Here is a 17,573-nt window from a genome sequence, read left to right as displayed (position 1 = left end):
CTACGCTCTGGCCGGGGGTCGCGCGCCGGGCCGGCGACCCCCGAGCGGGCAGGCGTGCCCGTTCCCCCACACTCGCCCGGAACGACGGTCAAGGAGTCCCCACCCCATGTCCCTCAATCGAACTGCCCTGTCCGTCGGCGTGGTCGGCGCCGCGGTCCTCGCGGTGGCCGCGACCACCGCCGGTACCGCCAGTGCCCACGGCACGATGACCAATCCCGTCAGCCGGGTCGCCGCCTGCTATGCGGAGGGCCCCGAGCACCCGGTGTCCCAGGTCTGCAAGGACCTCGTCGCCGCGAGCGGCACCCAGCCGCTGTACGACTGGAACGAGGTCAACATCGCCAACGCCAACGGCAACCACCAGGCGCTGATCCCGGACGGCAGGCTCTGCTCGGCCAACCGCGACAAGTACGCCGCACTGGACTGGCCGCGCACCGACTGGCCGGCCACCCCGGTCAAGGCCGGCGCGTTCACCTTCCAGTTCCGCACCACCGCGCCGCACCTCGGCACCCAGACCGTCTACCTCACCAAGCCGGGCTACGACCCCACCAAGCCGCTGAAGTGGTCGGACCTCGACCCGACCCCGGTGGCCCGGGTGCAGGTCGACCGCACGGCCACCAACGGCTACTACACCTACTCGGGCACGCTGCCGCAGCGCACCGGCCGTCAGCTGCTGTACATGATCTGGCAGCGCAGCGACAGCCCGGAGGCGTTCTACAGCTGTTCCGACGTCGACTTCGGCTCGGCCTCCGGCGCTGCAGCCCCGGCGCTCGCCGCCGAGGCCCCGGCCGCGCCCAGCGACGCCCAGATCGCGGCCGACGCGCCCAGGTCCACCGTCGCCCACCACGGCCACGGCGGGGATCCGAACGCCCCCGCGGGCCGGATCGCCCCGACCAGCTCCGCGGCCGTGGCCGGCACCTCGGCCACCGGTCCGCTGCTGCTCGCCGGTGCCGCCGCGATCGGCGTCGGCTGGGCCGGCATGGTGCTCCGGCGCCGTCGTGTCGAGGCTGTTCGACGCGACTCCTGACGCCGGACGCGGGACCGGGCCGGCCACACCCCCGTCCGGCCCGGTTCCCGCGGCACTGCGGGAACCCTGAACGTGAACGGCGGCGGCCCACCCGGGGGTTCACGTCCCGGGTAGGCCGCCGCCGTGTGAGGAGCGCGGGGCTCAGGTGGTGGTGCCCCCGGTGCCTCCCGTACCGTCGGCCCCGGAACCGGAACCCGATCCCGAACCCGAGCCGGGCAGCCCGGGGATGCTCGGGATCTTGCCCTTGAAGTCGGCGATGCCCTGGACGATGGTGTCCATCACCGCGACGTCCGGCGCCTTGTCGGCGATGTCGAAGCCGAAGTGCACCGAGACCAGTGCCTTGCCGTCAGCGGACGGGAAGACCACCGTCTGCACGTACCCGTTGTTGCCCTTGGGTGCGTCCACCTTCCAGCGGACCAGGTAGCCGTTCCGGCCGTCGACCTTGACCGCCTCGGACTTGAGCTCCTGGTGCCCGGTGATGTCGCCGTACGACTCCTTGGCGGCCTTGGCGATGTCGGCGTTGGCCGCCGCCTGGACGTCGGTGCCGCCGCCGTCGATCCGGCCGGTGGTCACGCCGCCGAGGGTGCAGTTGTCGGTGCCGTCCGCGCAGGTGTACGAGCCGACGGTGATCATGGCGTAGCCGTCGCCGGAGGTACCGGCCTGCCAGCCGGAGGGGACGGGCAGGGTGAGCCGGTTCACCACGTCGATCGCCTGGCCGGCGCCGGGCCGGGACTTGCCGCTGCCCTTGCCGTCCCCGCTGCCGCCGCCCTTGCCGCCCTTGCCGCCGTTGCCGCCGGGCGCACCGTTGCCGCCGGGCGCACCGTTGCCGCCGGGGTCGCCGAAGCCCGGGAAGCCGTCCCAGGGCCCGTACCCGCCCTGCGGGGCCTGCCGGGCGGAGGCCTTCGGACGGTCGCCGTGCCCGTCCATCGCGAGGTAGGTGATCCCCGAGCCGGCGCCCAGCCCGAGCAGGGCGGCGACGGCGGTCGCCACGACCAGCTTGGACGGCTTGCGCCAAGCCTTGCGCGGCGGTGGCGCGACGGGCGAGCCGTAGGCCGTGCCGAACGGCGGCGGCTCCGGGTAGCGGACGGTCGGGCCGCTCTCCAGGACCTCGCCCTCCAGCACCGTGGCCTGCTCGGCCGTCCCCGGCGCGGCCGGCTCGGGGGCCTGCGGTGCCTGCGCGGCCGGCTCCGGGGCGTCCGAGGGGGCGGGCCGGGTGTCGGCCGTCCAGCCCTTGCCGTCCCACCACCGCTGCGCCCGCGGCTCGCCGACGGTGTCCTTGGGGTCCGGGTACCACCCGGCGGGGATCTGCTCACTCACAGCAGAGAATCTAAAGGCAGCCGGATAAACGCGAAATCAGCGCGGCACGGAATTCCCCCGGTTTTCGATGAGATTACGGTGAGAAGCCCTTCCAGGCCCCCGCCACACCCCCGTCCCGCCCCCGCTCCGCTTACGGCGGGGTGACGTACGCCCCCGAGATTCCGCCGTCCACCAGGAACTCGCTCGCCGTGATGAAGGAGGAGTCGTCACTGGCCAGGAAGGCCACCGCGGCGGCGATCTCCTCGGCCCGGGCGAACCGGCCGAGCGGGATGTGCACCAGCCGCCGCGCCGCCCGCTCCGGGTCCGCGGCGAACAGCTCGCGCAGCAGCGGGGTGTCCACCGGCCCCGGCGAGAGCGCGTTGACCCGGATCCCCTCCCGGGCGAACTGCACGCCCAGCTCCCGGGACATCGCGAGCACCCCGCCCTTGGCGGCGGTGTACGAGATCTGCGAGGTGGCCGCGCCCATCCGGGCCACGAAGCTCGCGGTGTTGATGACGGAGCCCCGCCCGTGTCGGCGCATGTACGGCAGGGCGGCCTTGCAACACAGGTACACCGAGGTCAGGTCGGCCTCCTGGACCCTGCGCCAGGCGTCCAGCCCGGTGGTCAGGATCGAGTCGTCCTCCGGCGGCGAGATGCCCGCGTTGTTGAACGCCACGTCCACGCTGCCGTAGGTCTCGTACGCCTCGTCGAACAGCGCCTCGACCATGTACGGGTCGGTGACGTCGGTGTGCACGAACAGCCCGCCGACCTCCTTGGCGGCGGCCCGGCCGGTCTCCTCGTCGAGGTCGGCGCAGACCACCTTCGCCCCCTCCGAGGCGAGCCGGCGGGCGGAGGCCAGGCCGATGCCGCTGCCCGCGCCGGTGACCACGGCGGTGCGGCCGACCAGCCGGCGGCAGACCGGCCCGTCCTGCGCGGCGTGCTTCTCGCTCATCGGGCCGACCCTCCACGTCCGTTCGTCACGCGCCACATCCGTCACATCCGTTCGAAGGACCGGTAGCGCTCCCAGTCGGTCACGGAGCCGTCGTAGGCGGCCTGTTCGACCCGGGCCATGTTCAGGTAGTGCTCGACCACGTCGTCGCCGAAGGCCTCCCGGGCCAGTTCGCTCCCGGCCCACGCGTCGGCCGCCTCCCGCAGCGATCCGGGCACCCGGGCGTACTCCTCCACCGCGTACGCGTTGCCCAGGCAGGGTGCGGGCAGCTCCAGCTTGCGCTGCAGCCCGTACAGGCCGGCCGCGATCATCCCGGCCACCGCGAGGTACGGGTTGACGTCGCCGCCCGGCACCCGGTTCTCCATCCGCAGGCCGGGGCCGTGGCCGACCACGCGGTAGGCGCAGGTACGGTTGTCCCGGCCCCAGGCGACGGCGGTCGGGGCGAAGGAACCCGGGCGGTAGCGCTTGTAGGAGTTGATGTTCGGGGCGTACAGCACGCTGAACTCGCGCAGTGCGACCAGCTGGCCGGCCAGGAAGTGCCGCATGGTGTCGGTCATCCGGCCGTCCCGGTCGGCGAAGGCGGGAGCGCCGACGGCGTCGCGCAGCGAGAGGTGGATGTGGCAGCTGTTGCCCTCGCGCTCGTCGTACTTGGCCATGAAGGTGAGCGCGCAGCCGAGTTGGGCGGCGATCTCCTTCGCGCCGGTCTTGTAGACGCTGTGCTGGTCGCAGGTGGTGAGGGCGTCGGCGTAGCGGAAGGCGATCTCGTGCTGGCCGAGGTTGCACTCGCCCTTGGCGGACTCCACGACCAGGCCGGCGCCGGCCATCTCGTTGCGGATCCGGGAGAGCAGCGGCTCGACCCGGGCGGTGCCCAGCATCGAGTAGTCCACGTTGTAGAGGTTGGCCGGGGTCAGGCCGCGGTAGCCGCCGAGCCAGGCCTGCTCGTAGGTGTCGCGGAAGACCAGGAACTCCAGTTCGGTGCCGATGTCGGCGGCCAGGCCGTACTCGGCGAGCCGGGCGATCTGGCGGCGCAGCAGTTGGCGCGGGGCGGCGTCCACGGGGTGGCCGCCGTGCCGGGCGAGGTCGGCGGTGACCTGGGCGGTGCCGGGCTGCCAGGGGGTCAGCCGCAGGGTGCCGAGGTCGGGGCGCATCGCGAAGTCGCCGTAGCCGGTGGCCCAGGAGGAGAAGGCGTAGCCGTCCACGGTGTTCAGGTCGACGTCGACGGCCAGCAGGTAGTCGCAGGCCTCGGCACCGTGCTCGGCGACCTCGTCGAGGAAGAACCGGGCGGCGAAGCGCTTGCCCTGCAGACGGCCCTGCATGTCGGTGAAGGCGAGCGCGACGGTGTGCACCTCGCCGGCGTCCACCAGGGTGCGCAGCTCGTCCAGGGTCAGCGGCGGCCGGGGGGTGGTGTGCTCGGGGGTGTTGTGCTCGGGCATGGCTGAACCCTCCTTCCTCGATCACTCTTCGAGATCAAGCGGTCACAGCGAACCGTACGGCCTGCGACTCGTGGGGCGGAAGAGGGCGGTCGGGTGTGGCGCGCCGATGCGCGTGGCTGACGGTCGATCCGGCAGCTCGGGGGCAGAATGCCCGCCATGGATCGCAGGCCTTTGATCGGCGTCAGCACCTACCTGGTGGACGCGAGTTGGAGCGACTGGCGGGACCGCCCGGTGGCCCTCGTACCCGAGCGGTACACCACGTACGTCCAGGACGCCGGCGGTATCGCCGTCCTGCTGCCGCCGGACGCACCGGAGCGCGCGCCGGAGGTGCTGGCCCGGCTGGACGCCCTGGTCATCGCCGGCGGGCCGGACATCGACCCGGCGTACTACGGGGCGCCCGCCCATCCGGCCACCGAGGCGGACTCGCCGCGGCGGGACGCCTGGGAGGTCGCCCTGCTGCGAGCCGCGCTGGCGGCGGGGATGCCGCTGCTGGGGGTCTGCCGGGGGATGCAGGTCCTGAACGTGGTGTGCGGGGGGACGCTGGTGCAGCACCTGCCGGACGTGGTGCCGGTGGACGTGCACCGCGGCTCCCCGGGGCGGTACGGGTCGCACCTGGTGCGGCCGGTGCCGGGGACACTGCTCGGCGGGCTGCTGCCGGAGAGCGAGCTGTCCGTGCCGACCTTCCACCACCAGGCCGTCGACCGGCTCGGCAAGGGCCTGCGGGTGAGCGCGCACGCGCCGGACGGGACGGTGGAGGCGGTGGAGGGGCCGGGCTTCACGCTGGGGGTGCAGTGGCATCCGGAGCAGGGGGACGACCTGCGGGTGATGCGGGCCCTGGTCCGGGCCGCCACCGCCGCGGCGCTGGACATCACGGTGCTGGACGCGATGGAACTGGACGCCGCCGCACCGGACCCGGCCGCGCTGGACGCAATCCCGCTGGGCTAGCACAACTGGGCGCGATCACACGGGACTTCCGCCGACCGGGGGCTGCGGCCTGCACCGGGTACGGCCGCCCGAACGGCAACGACAACGGTCACCAGTACAGCCTTTGGATCTTTGTCGATTCTGCGGTTCACTTCGGGTGCAGGGCGGTCGCGCCGCGCCCCTGTTCCCACCCGTGCGCCCAGAGAGGACTTCCATGGCCGGGCACGAGCACTCGCACGATGATCATGCGCATGACCACACGAACTCGCGTGGCCACGCGCACGGGGGCCACGCGCACGGTCCCGGGGGGCACGGGGGCCACTCGCACGGCGTCGCCGCCGACGCGGACCGCCGCTGGCTGCTCAGCGCCCTCGCCCTGATCGTCGTCTTCATGGCCGGCGAGGTCGCGGTCGGCTTCGCCGCCCAGTCCCTCGCGCTGATCTCCGACGCGGCGCACATGCTCACCGACGCCGCCTCCATCGTGCTGGCGCTCATCGCGATGCGGCTCGCCGCCCGCCCGGCCCGCGGCGGCTACACCTACGGCCTCAAGCGCGCCGAGATCCTCTCCGCCCAGGCCAACGGGGTGACGCTGCTGGTGCTGTCGGCCTGGCTCGGCTACGAGGCCGTCACCCGGCTGATCACGCCGCCGGAGGTCGCCGGCTCGCTGGTGCTGGTCACCGCGCTGGTCGGGATCGTCGTCAACCTCGCCGCCACCTGGTGCATGTCCAAGGCCAACCGCAGCTCGCTGAACGTCGAGGGCGCCTTCCAGCACGTGCTCACCGACCTGTACGCGTTCATCGCCACCGCCATCGCCGGCCTGGTCGTCCTGACCACCGGCTTCGCCCGGGCCGACGCCATTGCCTCGCTGATCGTCGTCGCCCTGATGCTCAAGGCCGGCATCGCGCTCGTCCGCGACTCCGGACGGATCTTCCTGGAGGCCGCTCCGGCCGGCATCGACCCGGACACGGTCGCCGACCGGATGGTCACCGAGCCGCTGGTCGAGGAGATCCACGACCTGCACATCTGGGAGATCACCTCCAACCAGCCGGCCCTGTCCGCGCACATCCTGGTCACCCCCGGCGGCGACTGCCACGCCGTCCGGCGCCAGCTCCAGCGCCGGCTGGCCGACGAGTACGGGATCACCCACAGCACCCTCCAGGTCGACCACGTAGGCGAGGACGAGGCGGGCGCCCTGCTGCAGATCACCGCCCCCGACGACACCGCCGACGACGACACCACCGCCGAACACTGCGCCGAGGCCCACGGCCCGGTCCACCGTGCCGGGCCGCACGAACACTGAGGCCGCCCGTCCGTCGAAGCGGCCCGTCCGTCAGTGCGGTGCGGCATGATCTGACGCGTGACCGCACCGCGACTGATGCTGCTCGACTCCGCCAGCCTGTACTTCCGGGCCTACTACGGCGTACCGGACACCCTGCGCTCGCCGCAGGGCGAGCCGGTCAACGCCGTCCGCGGCCTGCTGGACTTCATCGCCCGGCTGGTCCACGACCACCGGCCCGACCAGTTGGTCGCCTGCATGGACGCCGACTGGCGCCCGCAGTGGCGGGTCGACCTCGTCCCCTCGTACAAGACCCACCGGGTCGCCGAGGATCCCGAGGCCGCTGCGGCCGGCGAGGAGGAGGTGCCCGACACGCTCGCCCCGCAGGTCCCGGTGATCGAGCAGGTCCTCGACGCCCTCGGCATCGCCCGGGTCGGCTCCCCCGGCTACGAGGCCGACGACGTCATCGGCACCCTCACCGCCCGCGCCGAGGGCCCGGTCCAGATCGTCACCGGCGACCGCGACCTCTTCCAACTCGTCGACGACGCCCGCCAGATCACCGTCCTCTACCCGGTCAAGGGCATGGGCAACCTGCAGGTCACCGACGACGCCCTGCTCCTGGAGAAGTACGGCGTGCGCGGCGCTCAGTACGCCGACATGGCCGCCCTGCGCGGCGACCCGTCCGACGGCCTGCCCGGCGTCAAGGGCATCGGCGAGAAGACCGCCGCCCAGCTGATCAACGAGTACGGCGACATCGCGGCCGTCCGCGCCGCCGCCCTCGACCTCGGCTCCAGGCTCACCCCGGCCCGCCGCCGCAACATCGTCGAGGGCGCCGGCTACCTCGACGTCGCCCCGACGGTCGTCCGCGTCGCCGTCGACGCCCCCCTCCCCGCCTTCGACCCGGCGCTGCCGCGCGAACCCCTCGACCCGATGACGCTGGAGCACCTCTCCACCCGCTGGGGCCTCGGCACCTCCCTGGAACGCGTCATCGAAGCCCTCGCCACCCGCTGACCCCGCGCACCCCGGAGGGGCCCGTCGCACGCGACGGGCCCCTCCGGCGTTCCCGGACCGCCTTCTGCTTTGCCTTCCCGTGAACTCTTGACCACAATCAACTTTGCGATGCAAAGTGAAGTCCACGATCAAGCACACCAGAGGTGGACCATGGACACACTGCACAGCGACGACCCGTCCGAACTGCTGGCCGCCACCGAAGGGTTACGGGCCCGCACCCGCAACCGGCTGCGCGGCGCGGGAGTGCCGCTGCTGGGCTTCGGCCTGCTCTCACTGGCAGCCGCCCCGATCGCCGGACAGGCCTACAACTTCGGCGCCAACGGACGGAGCGTCGCCTCGTACCCGGCCTTCGCGTACGCGCAACTGACCGGCCTCTGCGTCTCCCACGCGCCGGACGTCGCCTGCGACACCCACGAATTCGACGGGGCGATCCTCCGTTTCCTCGGCTGGGGGATCTGGTTCGCGCTGCTCCCCCTCGCCTGGCTGGCCCTGGCCCGCTGGTACCGACGCCGTGGCGAGGCCCGCGGCATCGTCCCGCGCCGCACCCCCTGGCTCGCCACCGCGGCCGGCGCCGGCGCCCTGGTCACCGCCGTACTGCTCGTGCTGCTCCTCGCCGACCGGACGCCGTTCACACTGTCCCTGCTGGCGAACAGCTACGCCTCGCCCTGGTACGTGATCGGCATCGGCCTGCTCGTCCTCGGCCTGACCGAACGCAGCCCGCTCGTCGCCGGCGCCGGCCTCGCCCACACCGCCCTGCTCACCGCCTACCTCGCGGCCTCCTGGGACAGCGGCTGGCTGCCGTGGCTCCACCGGAACGACGACGGCTGGACCGACGGCCCCCAACCCAAGGCCCTCCTGCTGGCCACGATCCTGCTGGCCGCCGGGCTGGCCCAGTGGACCGCGGCCCGCCGCAGCCCTGCACCGTCCCGTACGGTCAACCCATGAGCTTTGCCGACGAAGCCGGAGAACAGCACCCGACCCTGGCCCTGGACGACACCGTCCACCAGCGGGTCCGGCTCGGCATCCTGACCATCGCCCGCGAGGCCGAGAGCGTCGAGTTCGGCTTCCTCAAGGAGCAACTCGCCGCCACCGACGGCAACCTGTCCCGCCACCTCAAGGTTCTGGAGGACTCCGGCCTGGTCACCGTCACCAAGGGCTACGTCGGCCGCCGCCCCCGCACCTGGGTCTCCCTCACCCCCCAGGGCGCCCAGGCCCTCGACCACGAACTGCGCGCCCTCCGCGCCCTGGTCCGCCGCCTCGACACCGCCGCCTCCGAACGCCCCCGAACATAGGAAGTCGGCCCGGCCGACTTCCCGTGCAGCGGCTTCCACAGTTCGCCGCCGAAACCTCACCCGGCATACCAAGGGGCCGACTCCGCTCCGTCCCCGATGCTGGTGAGCATCCGCACGTCCGCGAACTGGCCGTACGACTCGACCAGGTTGACGACCCGGTCGACATGGGCCATTCCGGGAACGACGATGTCCTGGCTAGCGCTGGTCAAGGACAGGCCGGTCTCCGATCTGGTGTCCCGGCTCCGGCGCGCTGTGGACTCCCAAACGTCCAACCGGGCCCGCTCGAAGGCGATCGACACTGCCAAGCTGGCCACTGTGCTCTACCGCCAAGGTGCTCGGGAAGAAGCCGAGCACTATGCCCACACCGCGACCGACCGGGCCCGCGCAATCAGCGCGGGCCCGGCCTTCGAGCTTGGTGGGCGGGGGTCAGCCCACCGAGGAGTAGGCGATGATGCCGCGGCGGAGGCTGTCGACGGCCTTGCGGGCGGTCTTGCGGAGTTCGGCGTCCTGGCCGGCGGCGTCCTGGATCTGGCCGAGGACGTCGATCAGTTGCTTCGTCCAGCGGACGAAGTCGCCGGCGGGCATGTCGGCGTCGCGCAGGACCTGGTCGAGGTTGTGGCCGAGGGCCCAGCGGTAGGCGGCCCAGGCGAAGCCGAGGTCGGGCTCGCGCTGGCCGACGCCTTCGGCGGTGTTGATCCGGTGCTGCTCCTCCAGGGCGTCGAGGTGGCCCCAGATCCGGACCATCTGGCCGAGCGCCTCCTTGGCGGCGCCTTCCGGTACGCGGGGGGCGCCGGCGTCGTCGGACTGGCGGGCCTCGTACACCAGCGCCGAGGCGCAGGCGGCGAGTTCGGCGGCGGCGAGGCCGTTCCAGACGCCTTCGCGGATGCATTCGGAGGCGAGCAGGTCGAGTTCGCCGTAGAGCCGGCCGAGGCGCTTGCCGTCGTCGGTGACGGTGTCGCCGCGCAGGTAGCCGAGGTCGGTGAGCAGGGCGCAGACCCGGTCGAAGGTGCGGGCGATGGTGTGGGTGCGCGAGCGCATCCGGCGTTCGAGCAGTTCGGTGTCGCGGTGCAGCCGGTGGTAACGCTCGGCCCAGCGGGCGTGGTCCTCGCGGTCGGAGCAGCCGTGGCAGGGGTGTTGGCGCAGTTCGGTGCGCAGCCGGGTGATCTCGGGGTCGTCGGCGGCGGCGGCGCGGCCGCGGCGGAACCGCTCGGGTTCGAGGTGGCCGGCCTTGGTGCGCAGCGCGGAGGCGAGGTCGCGGCGGGACTGCGGGCTGCGCGGGTTGAAGGACTTGGGGATGCGCACCCGCTCGATCGCGACGACCGGGTGCGGGAAGTCGATCATGGCGAGCCGCTTGACCTGGCGTTCGGCGGTGAGCACCACCGGGCGCGGGCCGTCCTGGAAGTCGGGGTGGCGCGGGCCGCCGCGGCCGGAGCGGTGGACCGGCGGCAGGCCCGGGTCGAGGACCAGGGCGAGGCCGGCGAACTTGCCCGTGGGGACGTGGATGACGTCGCCAGGCTTGAGCTGCTCGATGGATTCGACGGCGGCCGCGCGGCGCTGGCTGCTGCCCTCGCGGGCGAGCTCGTTCTCCCGGTCCTTGAGCTGCCGCCGCAAGGACATGTACTCGTCGAAGTCGCCGAGGTGGCAGGTCATCGACTCGCGGTAGCCCTCCAGGCCCTCCTCGTTGCGCTGCACCTGGCGGGCGATGCCGACGACCGAGCGGTCCGCCTGGAACTGGGCGAAGGAGGTCTCCAGCAGTTCGCGCGAGCGGTGCCGGCCGAACTGGGAGACCAGGTTGACGGCCATGTTGTAGGAGGGCCGGAACGAGGACTTCAGCGGGTAGGTGCGGGTGCCGGCCAGACCGGCCAGCGCCTCAGGGTCGAGGCCGCGCTGCCAGAGCACCACGGCGTGGCCCTCGACGTCGATGCCGCGGCGCCCGGCCCGGCCGGTGAGCTGGGTGTACTCGCCGGGGGTGATGTCGGCGTGCATCTCGCCGTTCCACTTGACGAGCTTCTCCATGACCACCGAGCGAGCGGGCATGTTGATGCCGAGCGCCAGGGTCTCGGTCGCGAAGACGGCCTTGACCAGGCCCTTCACGAAGAGCTCCTCGACGACCTCCTTGAACCGGGGCAGCATCCCGGCGTGGTGGGCGGCGATGCCGCGCTCCAGCCCGTCCAGCCACTCGAAGTAGCCGAGGACGTGCAGGTCCTCGTCGGGGATGTCGGCGCAGCGCTCCTCGACGATGGCGCGGACCTGGGCGCGCTCGGAGTCCTTGTTGAGCCGCAGCCCGGAGCTGAGGCACTGCTGGACGGCGGCCTCGCAGCCGGCCCGGCTGAAGATGAAGGTGATCGCGGGCAGCAGGCCCTCGGCGTCGAGCCGGTCGATGACGTCGACCCGGCCCGGCGTCCAGACCTTGCCGGGGCGGCCGTTGGGCATCGAGCGGCCCCGGCCGCGGCCGAAGCGGTCGCGGGGGTTGCGGTCGAGTTCGGAGCGGGCGAGCCGGACCAGCTCGGGGTTGACGGCCTTGCCGGGGTTCTTCAGGTTGTTCTTGGGGCGGCCGTCGCGGTCGGGGTCGGCGAACAGGTCGTACATCCGGTTGCCGGCCATGACGTGCTGCCACAGCGGCACCGGGCGGGTCTCGGAGACGATCACCTTGGTGCCGCCGCGCACGGTGTCCAGCCAGTCGCCGAACTCCTCGGCGTTGGAGACGGTCGCGGAGAGCGAGACGAGGGTGACCGACTCGGGGAGGTGGATGATGACCTCCTCCCAGACGGCGCCGCGGAAGCGGTCGGCGAGGTAGTGCACCTCGTCCATGACGACGTAGCCGAGCCCGTTGAGGGTGCTGGAGCCGGCGTAGAGCATGTTGCGCAGCACCTCGGTGGTCATGACCACCACGGGGGCGTCGCCGTTGACGGTGTTGTCGCCGGTGAGCAGGCCGACCTTGGCGGCGCCGTAGCGCTTGACCAGGTCTCCGTACTTCTGGTTGGACAGCGCCTTGATCGGCGTGGTGTAGAAGCACTTGCGGCCGGCGGCCAGGGCCAGGTGCACGGCGAACTCGCCGACGATGGTCTTCCCGGAGCCGGTGGGAGCGGCGACCAGGACGCCGGATCCGGCCTCCAGCGTCTCGCAGGCCTCCAGCTGGAAGTCGTCCAGCGGGAAGTCGTACAGCTGCTGGAAGCCGTACAGGGCGGTGGCCTGCTCCTTGGCCCGGCGACGGCTGGCCGCGTACGCCTCGGCGGGGCTGAGCTCCCGGTCGTCCTGGGGCTCTGGATCGGGGGTGTTCATCGCCGTCCGGGTGTGATTGGTGTGATCTCGCATCTCAGCGAGAGGTTACCCGGGAGGACTGACATCGATAGCACCGTTTTTCTGCACCTCGGGATCAGTTCTCTCTCAGGTCCATAGTTGCAAATGTCTTCAAGTGATCATGGACGGACTGACTTCGAACGTCTTCGGTCATTGCCGGTGGAACACCGTCCGGCCTCCCTACCTTCGACGGCACTGCACCACGCAGCCACCGACACACGGGAGGACAGCCACGATGGCGAACCTGGAGACGGCCCTCAAGGAGGCCATGGCGATCGAGGGCGCGATCGGCGTCGCCCTGGTCGACTACGGCAGCGGCATGGCCCTCGGCAGCCTCGGCGACGGGGGCGAGCTGGACCTCAACGTCGCCGCGGCCGGGAACACCGACGTGGTCCGCGCCAAGATGCGGGCGATGGAGGCGCTCAACCTGCACGACAACGAGATCGAGGACATCCTGATCAGCCTGACCAGCCAGTACCACATGGTCCGGCCGCTCACGACGCACGCCGGACGCGGCCTCTTCCTCTTCCTGGCGCTCAACCGCAGCCGGGCCAACCTCGCGATGGCCCGCCACCGGCTCAAGCAGATCGAGGGCTCGCTGGAGATCTGACCCCGGACCGACACCAGGAAGGGGGGCCTCGTGACGTCGGGGACACCTCCCGGCCAGCGGCTGGGGGAGCTCTACCAGGTCAAGGCAGAGTTCTTCCGGATGCTCGGCCATCCCGTCCGGATCCGGGTGCTGGAACTGCTCCAGGCCGGGCCGACGCCCGTCCGCGGCCTGCTCGCCGAGCTGGAGGTCGAACCCTCCAGCCTGTCCCAGCAGCTCGCGGTGCTGCGCCGGTCCGGCATCGTCACCGCCACCCGGGAGGGCGGCACGGTGGTCTACGCGCTGGCCGGCGGGGACGTGGCCGACCTGCTGCGGGCGGCCCGGCGGATCCTCACCGGGCTGCTCGCCGACCGGAACCGGCTGCTCGCGGAGTTACGGGCGGGGCCGCAGTAGCTCCTCCGCGGGCCGGCTCGCCGGTCCCTCCGCGGGCCGCCTCACCGTCCCTCCGCCGGCCGCCGGCCGCCGGCCGCCTCACTTCAGCAGCTCCGCCAGCCTGTCCGCCAGCCGCTCGTACTCCCCCGGCCGGTTGTAGAGCTGGGCGCTGACCCGCAGCACCCCGCCGCCGGCCCACGGGCGGACGGCGATCCGGGTGCGGAGCCGCCGCCACACCTCGGCCATCAGCGCCTTAGCCTCCGCCTCGACCTCGCACCGGCCGGCCGGCAGCCGCACGGCCCGCATCCACACCCCGGGCGTCGCGGGCAGCGGCGGCAGGCCCGCCCGCTCGGCCAGCACCCGCTGGCCGTACGCGGCGAGCGCGGCGTTGTGGCCCGCGACCGCCGCCGGGCCGAGTTCGCGCAGCAGCCCGAAGCCGGCCGGGGCGGCCAACCAGGGCGTGTAGTCGCAGGTGCCGCGCCACTCGACGTTGCCGGGGAAGCCCTTGTCGTGTTCCCAGGACAGCGCGAGCGGGCGCACCCGCCCCGTCCACTCGGGACGGACGGCGAGCACGCCGGTGGCGCGCGGGGCGAAGGCCCACTTGTGCAGGTTGCCGAACCAGAAGTCGGCGTCGGGCTCGGCCGGGGCGGGCAGCATGCCGGGGGCGTGGGCGCCGTCCACCACGGTGGTCACGCCGCGGGCGCGCAGCTCGGCGAGCAGGGCCGGGCCGGCCACCAGGCGGGCGGTGGGCGAGGTGAGCTGGTCGAGGACGGCGACGGTGGTGCGCGCGTCCACGGCGGCGAGCACCGCCTCGCGGACGGCGTGCTCGTCCGGTGCGTCCAGCGGCAGCGCGGCCACCACCAGCTCGGCGCCGGTCTCGGCGGCCTTGCGTGCGACGGCCTGGGTCACCGCGCCGTAGCCGTGGTCGGTGACCAGGATCCGGTCACCGGGGGCGAGCGGGATGCTGTCCAGGGCGATCGCGGTGGCCTCGGTGACGTTGGTGAGCAGGGCGAGCCGGTCCGGGTCGGTGCCGAGTTCGGCGGCGATCAGGGCCCGGGCGGCGGCGATCCGGGCCGGGAGGTCGGCGAAGAAGCCGTCCGGGTCCAGCTCGTGCTCGGCGCGCAGCCGTTCCTGCGCCCGCTGTACGGGGACGGGCACCGCGCCGAAGGAGCCGTGGTTCAGGTGGGCGGCCTCCGGTGACACGCTGAACAGCCCGTCGGCGGCGGGCAGCGGGGCCGGCGGTTCGGCCGTCCACAGGTCCTCGATCACGCCGTCCTCCCGCACGACGGCCTCAAGCGCCCTTTCCTCAGGCACTCGCTCCCCACCCGCTGTGTCTTCCCGCACGACGTCCTCCCCCAACGCAATGACATGGTGTGTGACATTTCACATGGTAGACTACTGGTCGAGGCCCGCACCGCGCGACCACGATCGGGCCGTGACCATCACCGACGCCTTCCTTGCCCTCAGCGCCCGCACCGGCCGGTTCACCTACGGGGCGCCGCGCGCGTACACCCTCGCCGAGGACGGTACCCGGCTGCTGCTGCTCCGCTCGACCGGTTCCGAGGACCCGGTCGACCGCCTGCACCTGCTCGACACCGCCACCGGCGAGGAACGCCTGGTCGCCGACCCCGCCGCGCTGCTGCCCGGCCGCAGCGGCCGCCGCGACGACCTGCCCGCCGTCGAGCGCCGGCTGCGCGAACGCACCCGGCTGGTCGCCGCCGGAATCGGCAGCTACGCCGCCACCGCCGACCTCGCGGTCGCCGTCTTCACCCTCGACGGCCGGCTGTTCCGCACCGACACCACCACCGGCAGCAGCGACGAACTCCCCGTCGCCGGGCCCGCGTTCGACCCCCGCCCGGACGCCACCGGACAGCGCGTCGCCTACGTCACCGAGGAAGCCGGGCACGGCACCGCCCTGTACGTCACCCCCGGCCTCGACCCGCTCTCCCCCGCCGACGGCGCCCGCTGGGGCGTCGCCGAGTTCGCTGCCGCCGAGGAACTCGGCCGCGCCCGCGGCCACTGGTGGCGCCCGGACGGCGGCGCGCTGCTGGCCGCCCGGGTCGACGAATCCGCCCTCCCCCGACGCCACTTCGCCGACCCGGCCCACCCCGGCGAGGCACCCGAGGACTTCGCCTACCCGCAGGCCGGCGGCCCCAACGCGGACGTCCAGCTCTGGGTGCTCGGCCTCGACGGCAGCCGCACCCGGCTGCACTGGGACGCCGACGCCCACCCGTACCTCTGCGCCGCCTCCTGGGCCTCCGACCACGAGGTGCTGCTCACCGTCGCCGACCGCCTGCAGCAGAACGTGCTGCTGCTCAGCGCCGACCCGGCCACCGGCCTGACCCGCGAACTCTCCCGCACCACCGACGAGTTCTGGGTGGACGACCTGCCCGGCACCCCCGCCAGGCTGCCCGGCGGCCGGCTGCTCACCGCCTACGACACACCGCAGGCCCGCGGCCTCGCGCTCGACGGCAAGCCGCTGGACACCACCGGCCTGCAGATCCGCCGGGTGGTCGGACGGCTGCACGGCCGGCTGCTCTGCGAGACCGGCCAGGGCGACCCGGCCGACCAGCACGTCCACCTGGTCGACCCGGACGGCGGCGCCCCCGAACCGCTCACCACCGGCCCGGGCGTCCACTCCGCCCTCGCCGCCGCCGACACCCTGCTGCTCATCGCGGCCGGCCCCGGCGGAATCCGCCGGACCGTCCGCCGCACCACCCGCGGGGCCGACGGCCGGGACGGCCCCGAACTTCCGCTCACCGACCTCTCCGCCGCCCTGCCGTACCCGGTCCGCCCGCAGTTCGCCCGGGTCACCGACCGCGAACTGCCGAGCGCCGTGGTCTACCCGCGCGATCACGTCCCCGGCCGGCGGCTGCCCGTCCTGCTGGACGTCTACGGCGGGCCCGGCTACCAGGCCGTGGCCACCGAGCCGCGCCGCTGGCAGCTCCGCCAGTGGTGGGCCGACCAGGGCTTCGCCGTCGTCACCACCGACAACCGCGGCACCCCCTTCGTCTCCCCGGACTTCACCCGGGCGATCTTCCGCCGCTTCTCCCGGGCCGCCCTGGACGACCAGGTCGACGCCCTGCACGCGCTCGCCGCGCACCACCCGGACCTCGACCTCCGCCGGGTCGGCGTGCGCGGCTGGTCGTACGGCGGCTACTTCGCCGCCCTCGCCGTGCTGCGCCGCCCCGACGTCTTCCACGCCGCCTGCGCGGGCGCCCCGCCCACCGACTTCCGGCTGTACGACACCGCGTACACCGAGCGCTACCTCGGCCTGCCGCAGGACAACCCGGAGGGCTACGCGGGCGACTGCCTGCTCACCGACGCGCCCGGGCTGACCAGGCCGCTGCTGCTGATCCACGGGCTGGCCGACGACAACGTCCACCCCGCGCACACCTTGCTGCTCTCCCAGGCGCTCACCGCGGCCGGCCGGCCGCACGCCGTACTGCCGCTGCCCGGCGTCACCCACATGACCCCGGACGGCATGAACGAGCAGCTGGCCCAGGCCGAACTCGCCTTCCTCCGAGACGCCTTGGGCTGAACCGTCGCCCCCGCTCCATTGCACGGCCCGGGCCGGACTGCGACACTCCGCGTGATCGCCGCCCGGCCCGGGCGGCACGACGCACGGGGAGCACGGACGGATGAGGATCGAAAGACCCGGCCCGGTCGGGCAGCGACGGTGGACGCCGTTGACCGCGGTCAACGGCGGGCTCGCGTTCGGACTGGAACTCGCCATGCTGGCGGCGCTCTGCTACTGGGGCTTCAAGACCGGCTCCAGCCTCGGTACCCGGCTGCTACTGGGGCTCGGCGCCCCGGCCCTGGCGGCCGGCATCTGGGGCCTGTTCCTGGCCGCGGGCGGGCCCAGGTTCCGGCTGCCGCTCGCCGCGGAGATCGTGCTCAAGCTGGTCGTCCTCGGCTCGGCCGCGCTCGCGCTGCATGCGACCGGACGGACCGCCCTCGCCGCGGTGTACGGCGGGCTGGTGGTGGTCAGCGTGGCGGTGGAGTACACCACCGGCTGACGGAGGAGCCGGGACGGGGCGTCGCACGCCGGTGCGGCGCCCCTTCGCTTGCCCCGAACCTCTTCCACGT

15 protein-coding genes are annotated in these 17,573 nt (G+C 73.2%); 10 read left to right on the top strand and 5 right to left on the bottom strand.

The window, feature by feature from the left end; all coding sequences use genetic code 11:
- Nucleotides 1–106: 106 nt before the first annotated feature.
- Entirely contained in the window at nt 107–1,024 is a 918-nt protein-coding gene (locus CRP52_RS26170; RefSeq protein WP_097238629.1) for a lytic polysaccharide monooxygenase auxiliary activity family 9 protein, read from the top strand.
- Between the two features lie 141 nt (nt 1,025–1,165).
- Here the strand turns inward: CRP52_RS26170 and CRP52_RS26165 are convergent, their stop codons facing one another.
- The 3 genes from CRP52_RS26165 to CRP52_RS26155 all read right to left on the bottom strand — a co-directional run bounded on the left by CRP52_RS26165 (nt 1,166) and on the right by CRP52_RS26155 (nt 4,702).
- Nucleotides 1,166–2,341, bottom strand: coding sequence for a DUF2510 domain-containing protein (locus CRP52_RS26165; RefSeq protein ID WP_097238628.1), 1,176 nt, complete (start codon nt 2,339–2,341; stop codon nt 1,166–1,168).
- A 130-nt stretch (nt 2,342–2,471) separates the two neighbouring features.
- Entirely contained in the window at nt 2,472–3,272 is an 801-nt protein-coding gene (locus CRP52_RS26160; protein ID WP_097238627.1) for a 3-oxoacyl-ACP reductase, read from the bottom strand.
- Nucleotides 3,273–3,313: 41 nt separating this feature from the next.
- The gene (locus CRP52_RS26155; protein WP_097238626.1) at nt 3,314–4,702 is read right to left on the bottom strand and encodes a glutamine synthetase family protein; all 1,389 of its coding nucleotides are present in this window, start codon (nt 4,700–4,702) and stop codon (nt 3,314–3,316) included.
- 156 nt (nt 4,703–4,858) lie between these two features.
- On the opposite strand from CRP52_RS26155, the gene CRP52_RS26150 reads away from it, so the two are divergent.
- From CRP52_RS26150 to CRP52_RS26130, 5 genes are all read left to right on the top strand, one after another.
- Entirely contained in the window at nt 4,859–5,647 is a 789-nt protein-coding gene (locus CRP52_RS26150) for a gamma-glutamyl-gamma-aminobutyrate hydrolase family protein (protein WP_097240357.1), read from the top strand.
- Nucleotides 5,648–5,840: 193 nt separating this feature from the next.
- Nucleotides 5,841–6,926 (top strand): cation diffusion facilitator family transporter, encoded by a 1,086-nt coding sequence (locus CRP52_RS26145; protein WP_097238625.1) that lies wholly within the window; start codon nt 5,841–5,843, stop codon nt 6,924–6,926.
- 75 nt (nt 6,927–7,001) lie between these two features.
- Nucleotides 7,002–7,913: a 5'-3' exonuclease gene (locus CRP52_RS26140; protein ID WP_097240356.1), complete on the top strand. Its 912-nt coding sequence runs from the start codon at nt 7,002–7,004 to the stop codon at nt 7,911–7,913.
- 150 nt (nt 7,914–8,063) lie between these two features.
- Nucleotides 8,064–8,858, top strand: coding sequence for a hypothetical protein (locus CRP52_RS26135; protein WP_097238624.1), 795 nt, complete (start codon nt 8,064–8,066; stop codon nt 8,856–8,858).
- Entirely contained in the window at nt 8,855–9,205 is a 351-nt protein-coding gene (locus CRP52_RS26130) for a winged helix-turn-helix domain-containing protein (RefSeq protein WP_097238623.1), read from the top strand. The genes CRP52_RS26135 and CRP52_RS26130 overlap by 4 nt, the downstream gene beginning before the upstream one ends.
- Before the next feature lie 426 nt (nt 9,206–9,631).
- Here the strand turns inward: CRP52_RS26130 and CRP52_RS26120 are convergent, their stop codons facing one another.
- Complete coding sequence (locus CRP52_RS26120; protein ID WP_097238622.1) at nt 9,632–12,487, bottom strand: DEAD/DEAH box helicase; 2,856 nt, start codon at nt 12,485–12,487, stop codon at nt 9,632–9,634.
- A 253-nt stretch (nt 12,488–12,740) separates the two neighbouring features.
- Here CRP52_RS26120 and CRP52_RS26115 point away from each other — a divergent pair, with 253 nt between their 5' ends.
- Nucleotides 12,741–13,115: a hypothetical protein gene (locus CRP52_RS26115; RefSeq protein ID WP_097238621.1), complete on the top strand. Its 375-nt coding sequence runs from the start codon at nt 12,741–12,743 to the stop codon at nt 13,113–13,115.
- Nucleotides 13,116–13,145: 30 nt separating this feature from the next.
- Nucleotides 13,146–13,505, top strand: a complete 360-nt coding sequence (locus CRP52_RS26110; RefSeq protein WP_257032865.1) for an ArsR/SmtB family transcription factor — start codon at nt 13,146–13,148, stop codon at nt 13,503–13,505.
- A 78-nt stretch (nt 13,506–13,583) separates the two neighbouring features.
- On the opposite strand, the gene CRP52_RS26105 is transcribed toward CRP52_RS26110, so the two are convergent.
- Nucleotides 13,584–14,798: an aminotransferase class V-fold PLP-dependent enzyme gene (locus CRP52_RS26105; protein ID WP_257032864.1), complete on the bottom strand. Its 1,215-nt coding sequence runs from the start codon at nt 14,796–14,798 to the stop codon at nt 13,584–13,586.
- Nucleotides 14,799–14,919: 121 nt separating this feature from the next.
- Here CRP52_RS26105 and CRP52_RS26100 point away from each other — a divergent pair, with 121 nt between their 5' ends.
- Both CRP52_RS26100 and CRP52_RS26095 read left to right on the top strand, forming a co-directional pair.
- Complete coding sequence (locus CRP52_RS26100; RefSeq protein WP_306458890.1) at nt 14,920–17,025, top strand: S9 family peptidase; 2,106 nt, start codon at nt 14,920–14,922, stop codon at nt 17,023–17,025.
- A 100-nt stretch (nt 17,026–17,125) separates the two neighbouring features.
- Nucleotides 17,126–17,503 carry a YrdB family protein gene (locus CRP52_RS26095; protein WP_097238619.1) on the top strand — a complete coding sequence of 126 codons (378 nt, stop codon included), beginning with the start codon at nt 17,126–17,128 and terminating at the stop codon, nt 17,501–17,503.
- Nucleotides 17,504–17,573 lie beyond the last annotated feature (70 nt).

This window comes from Streptomyces sp. 1331.2, assembly GCF_900199205.1.
Classification (GTDB): domain Bacteria; phylum Actinomycetota; class Actinomycetes; order Streptomycetales; family Streptomycetaceae; genus Kitasatospora.
This window is presented reverse-complemented; position numbering and strand designations above follow the sequence as displayed.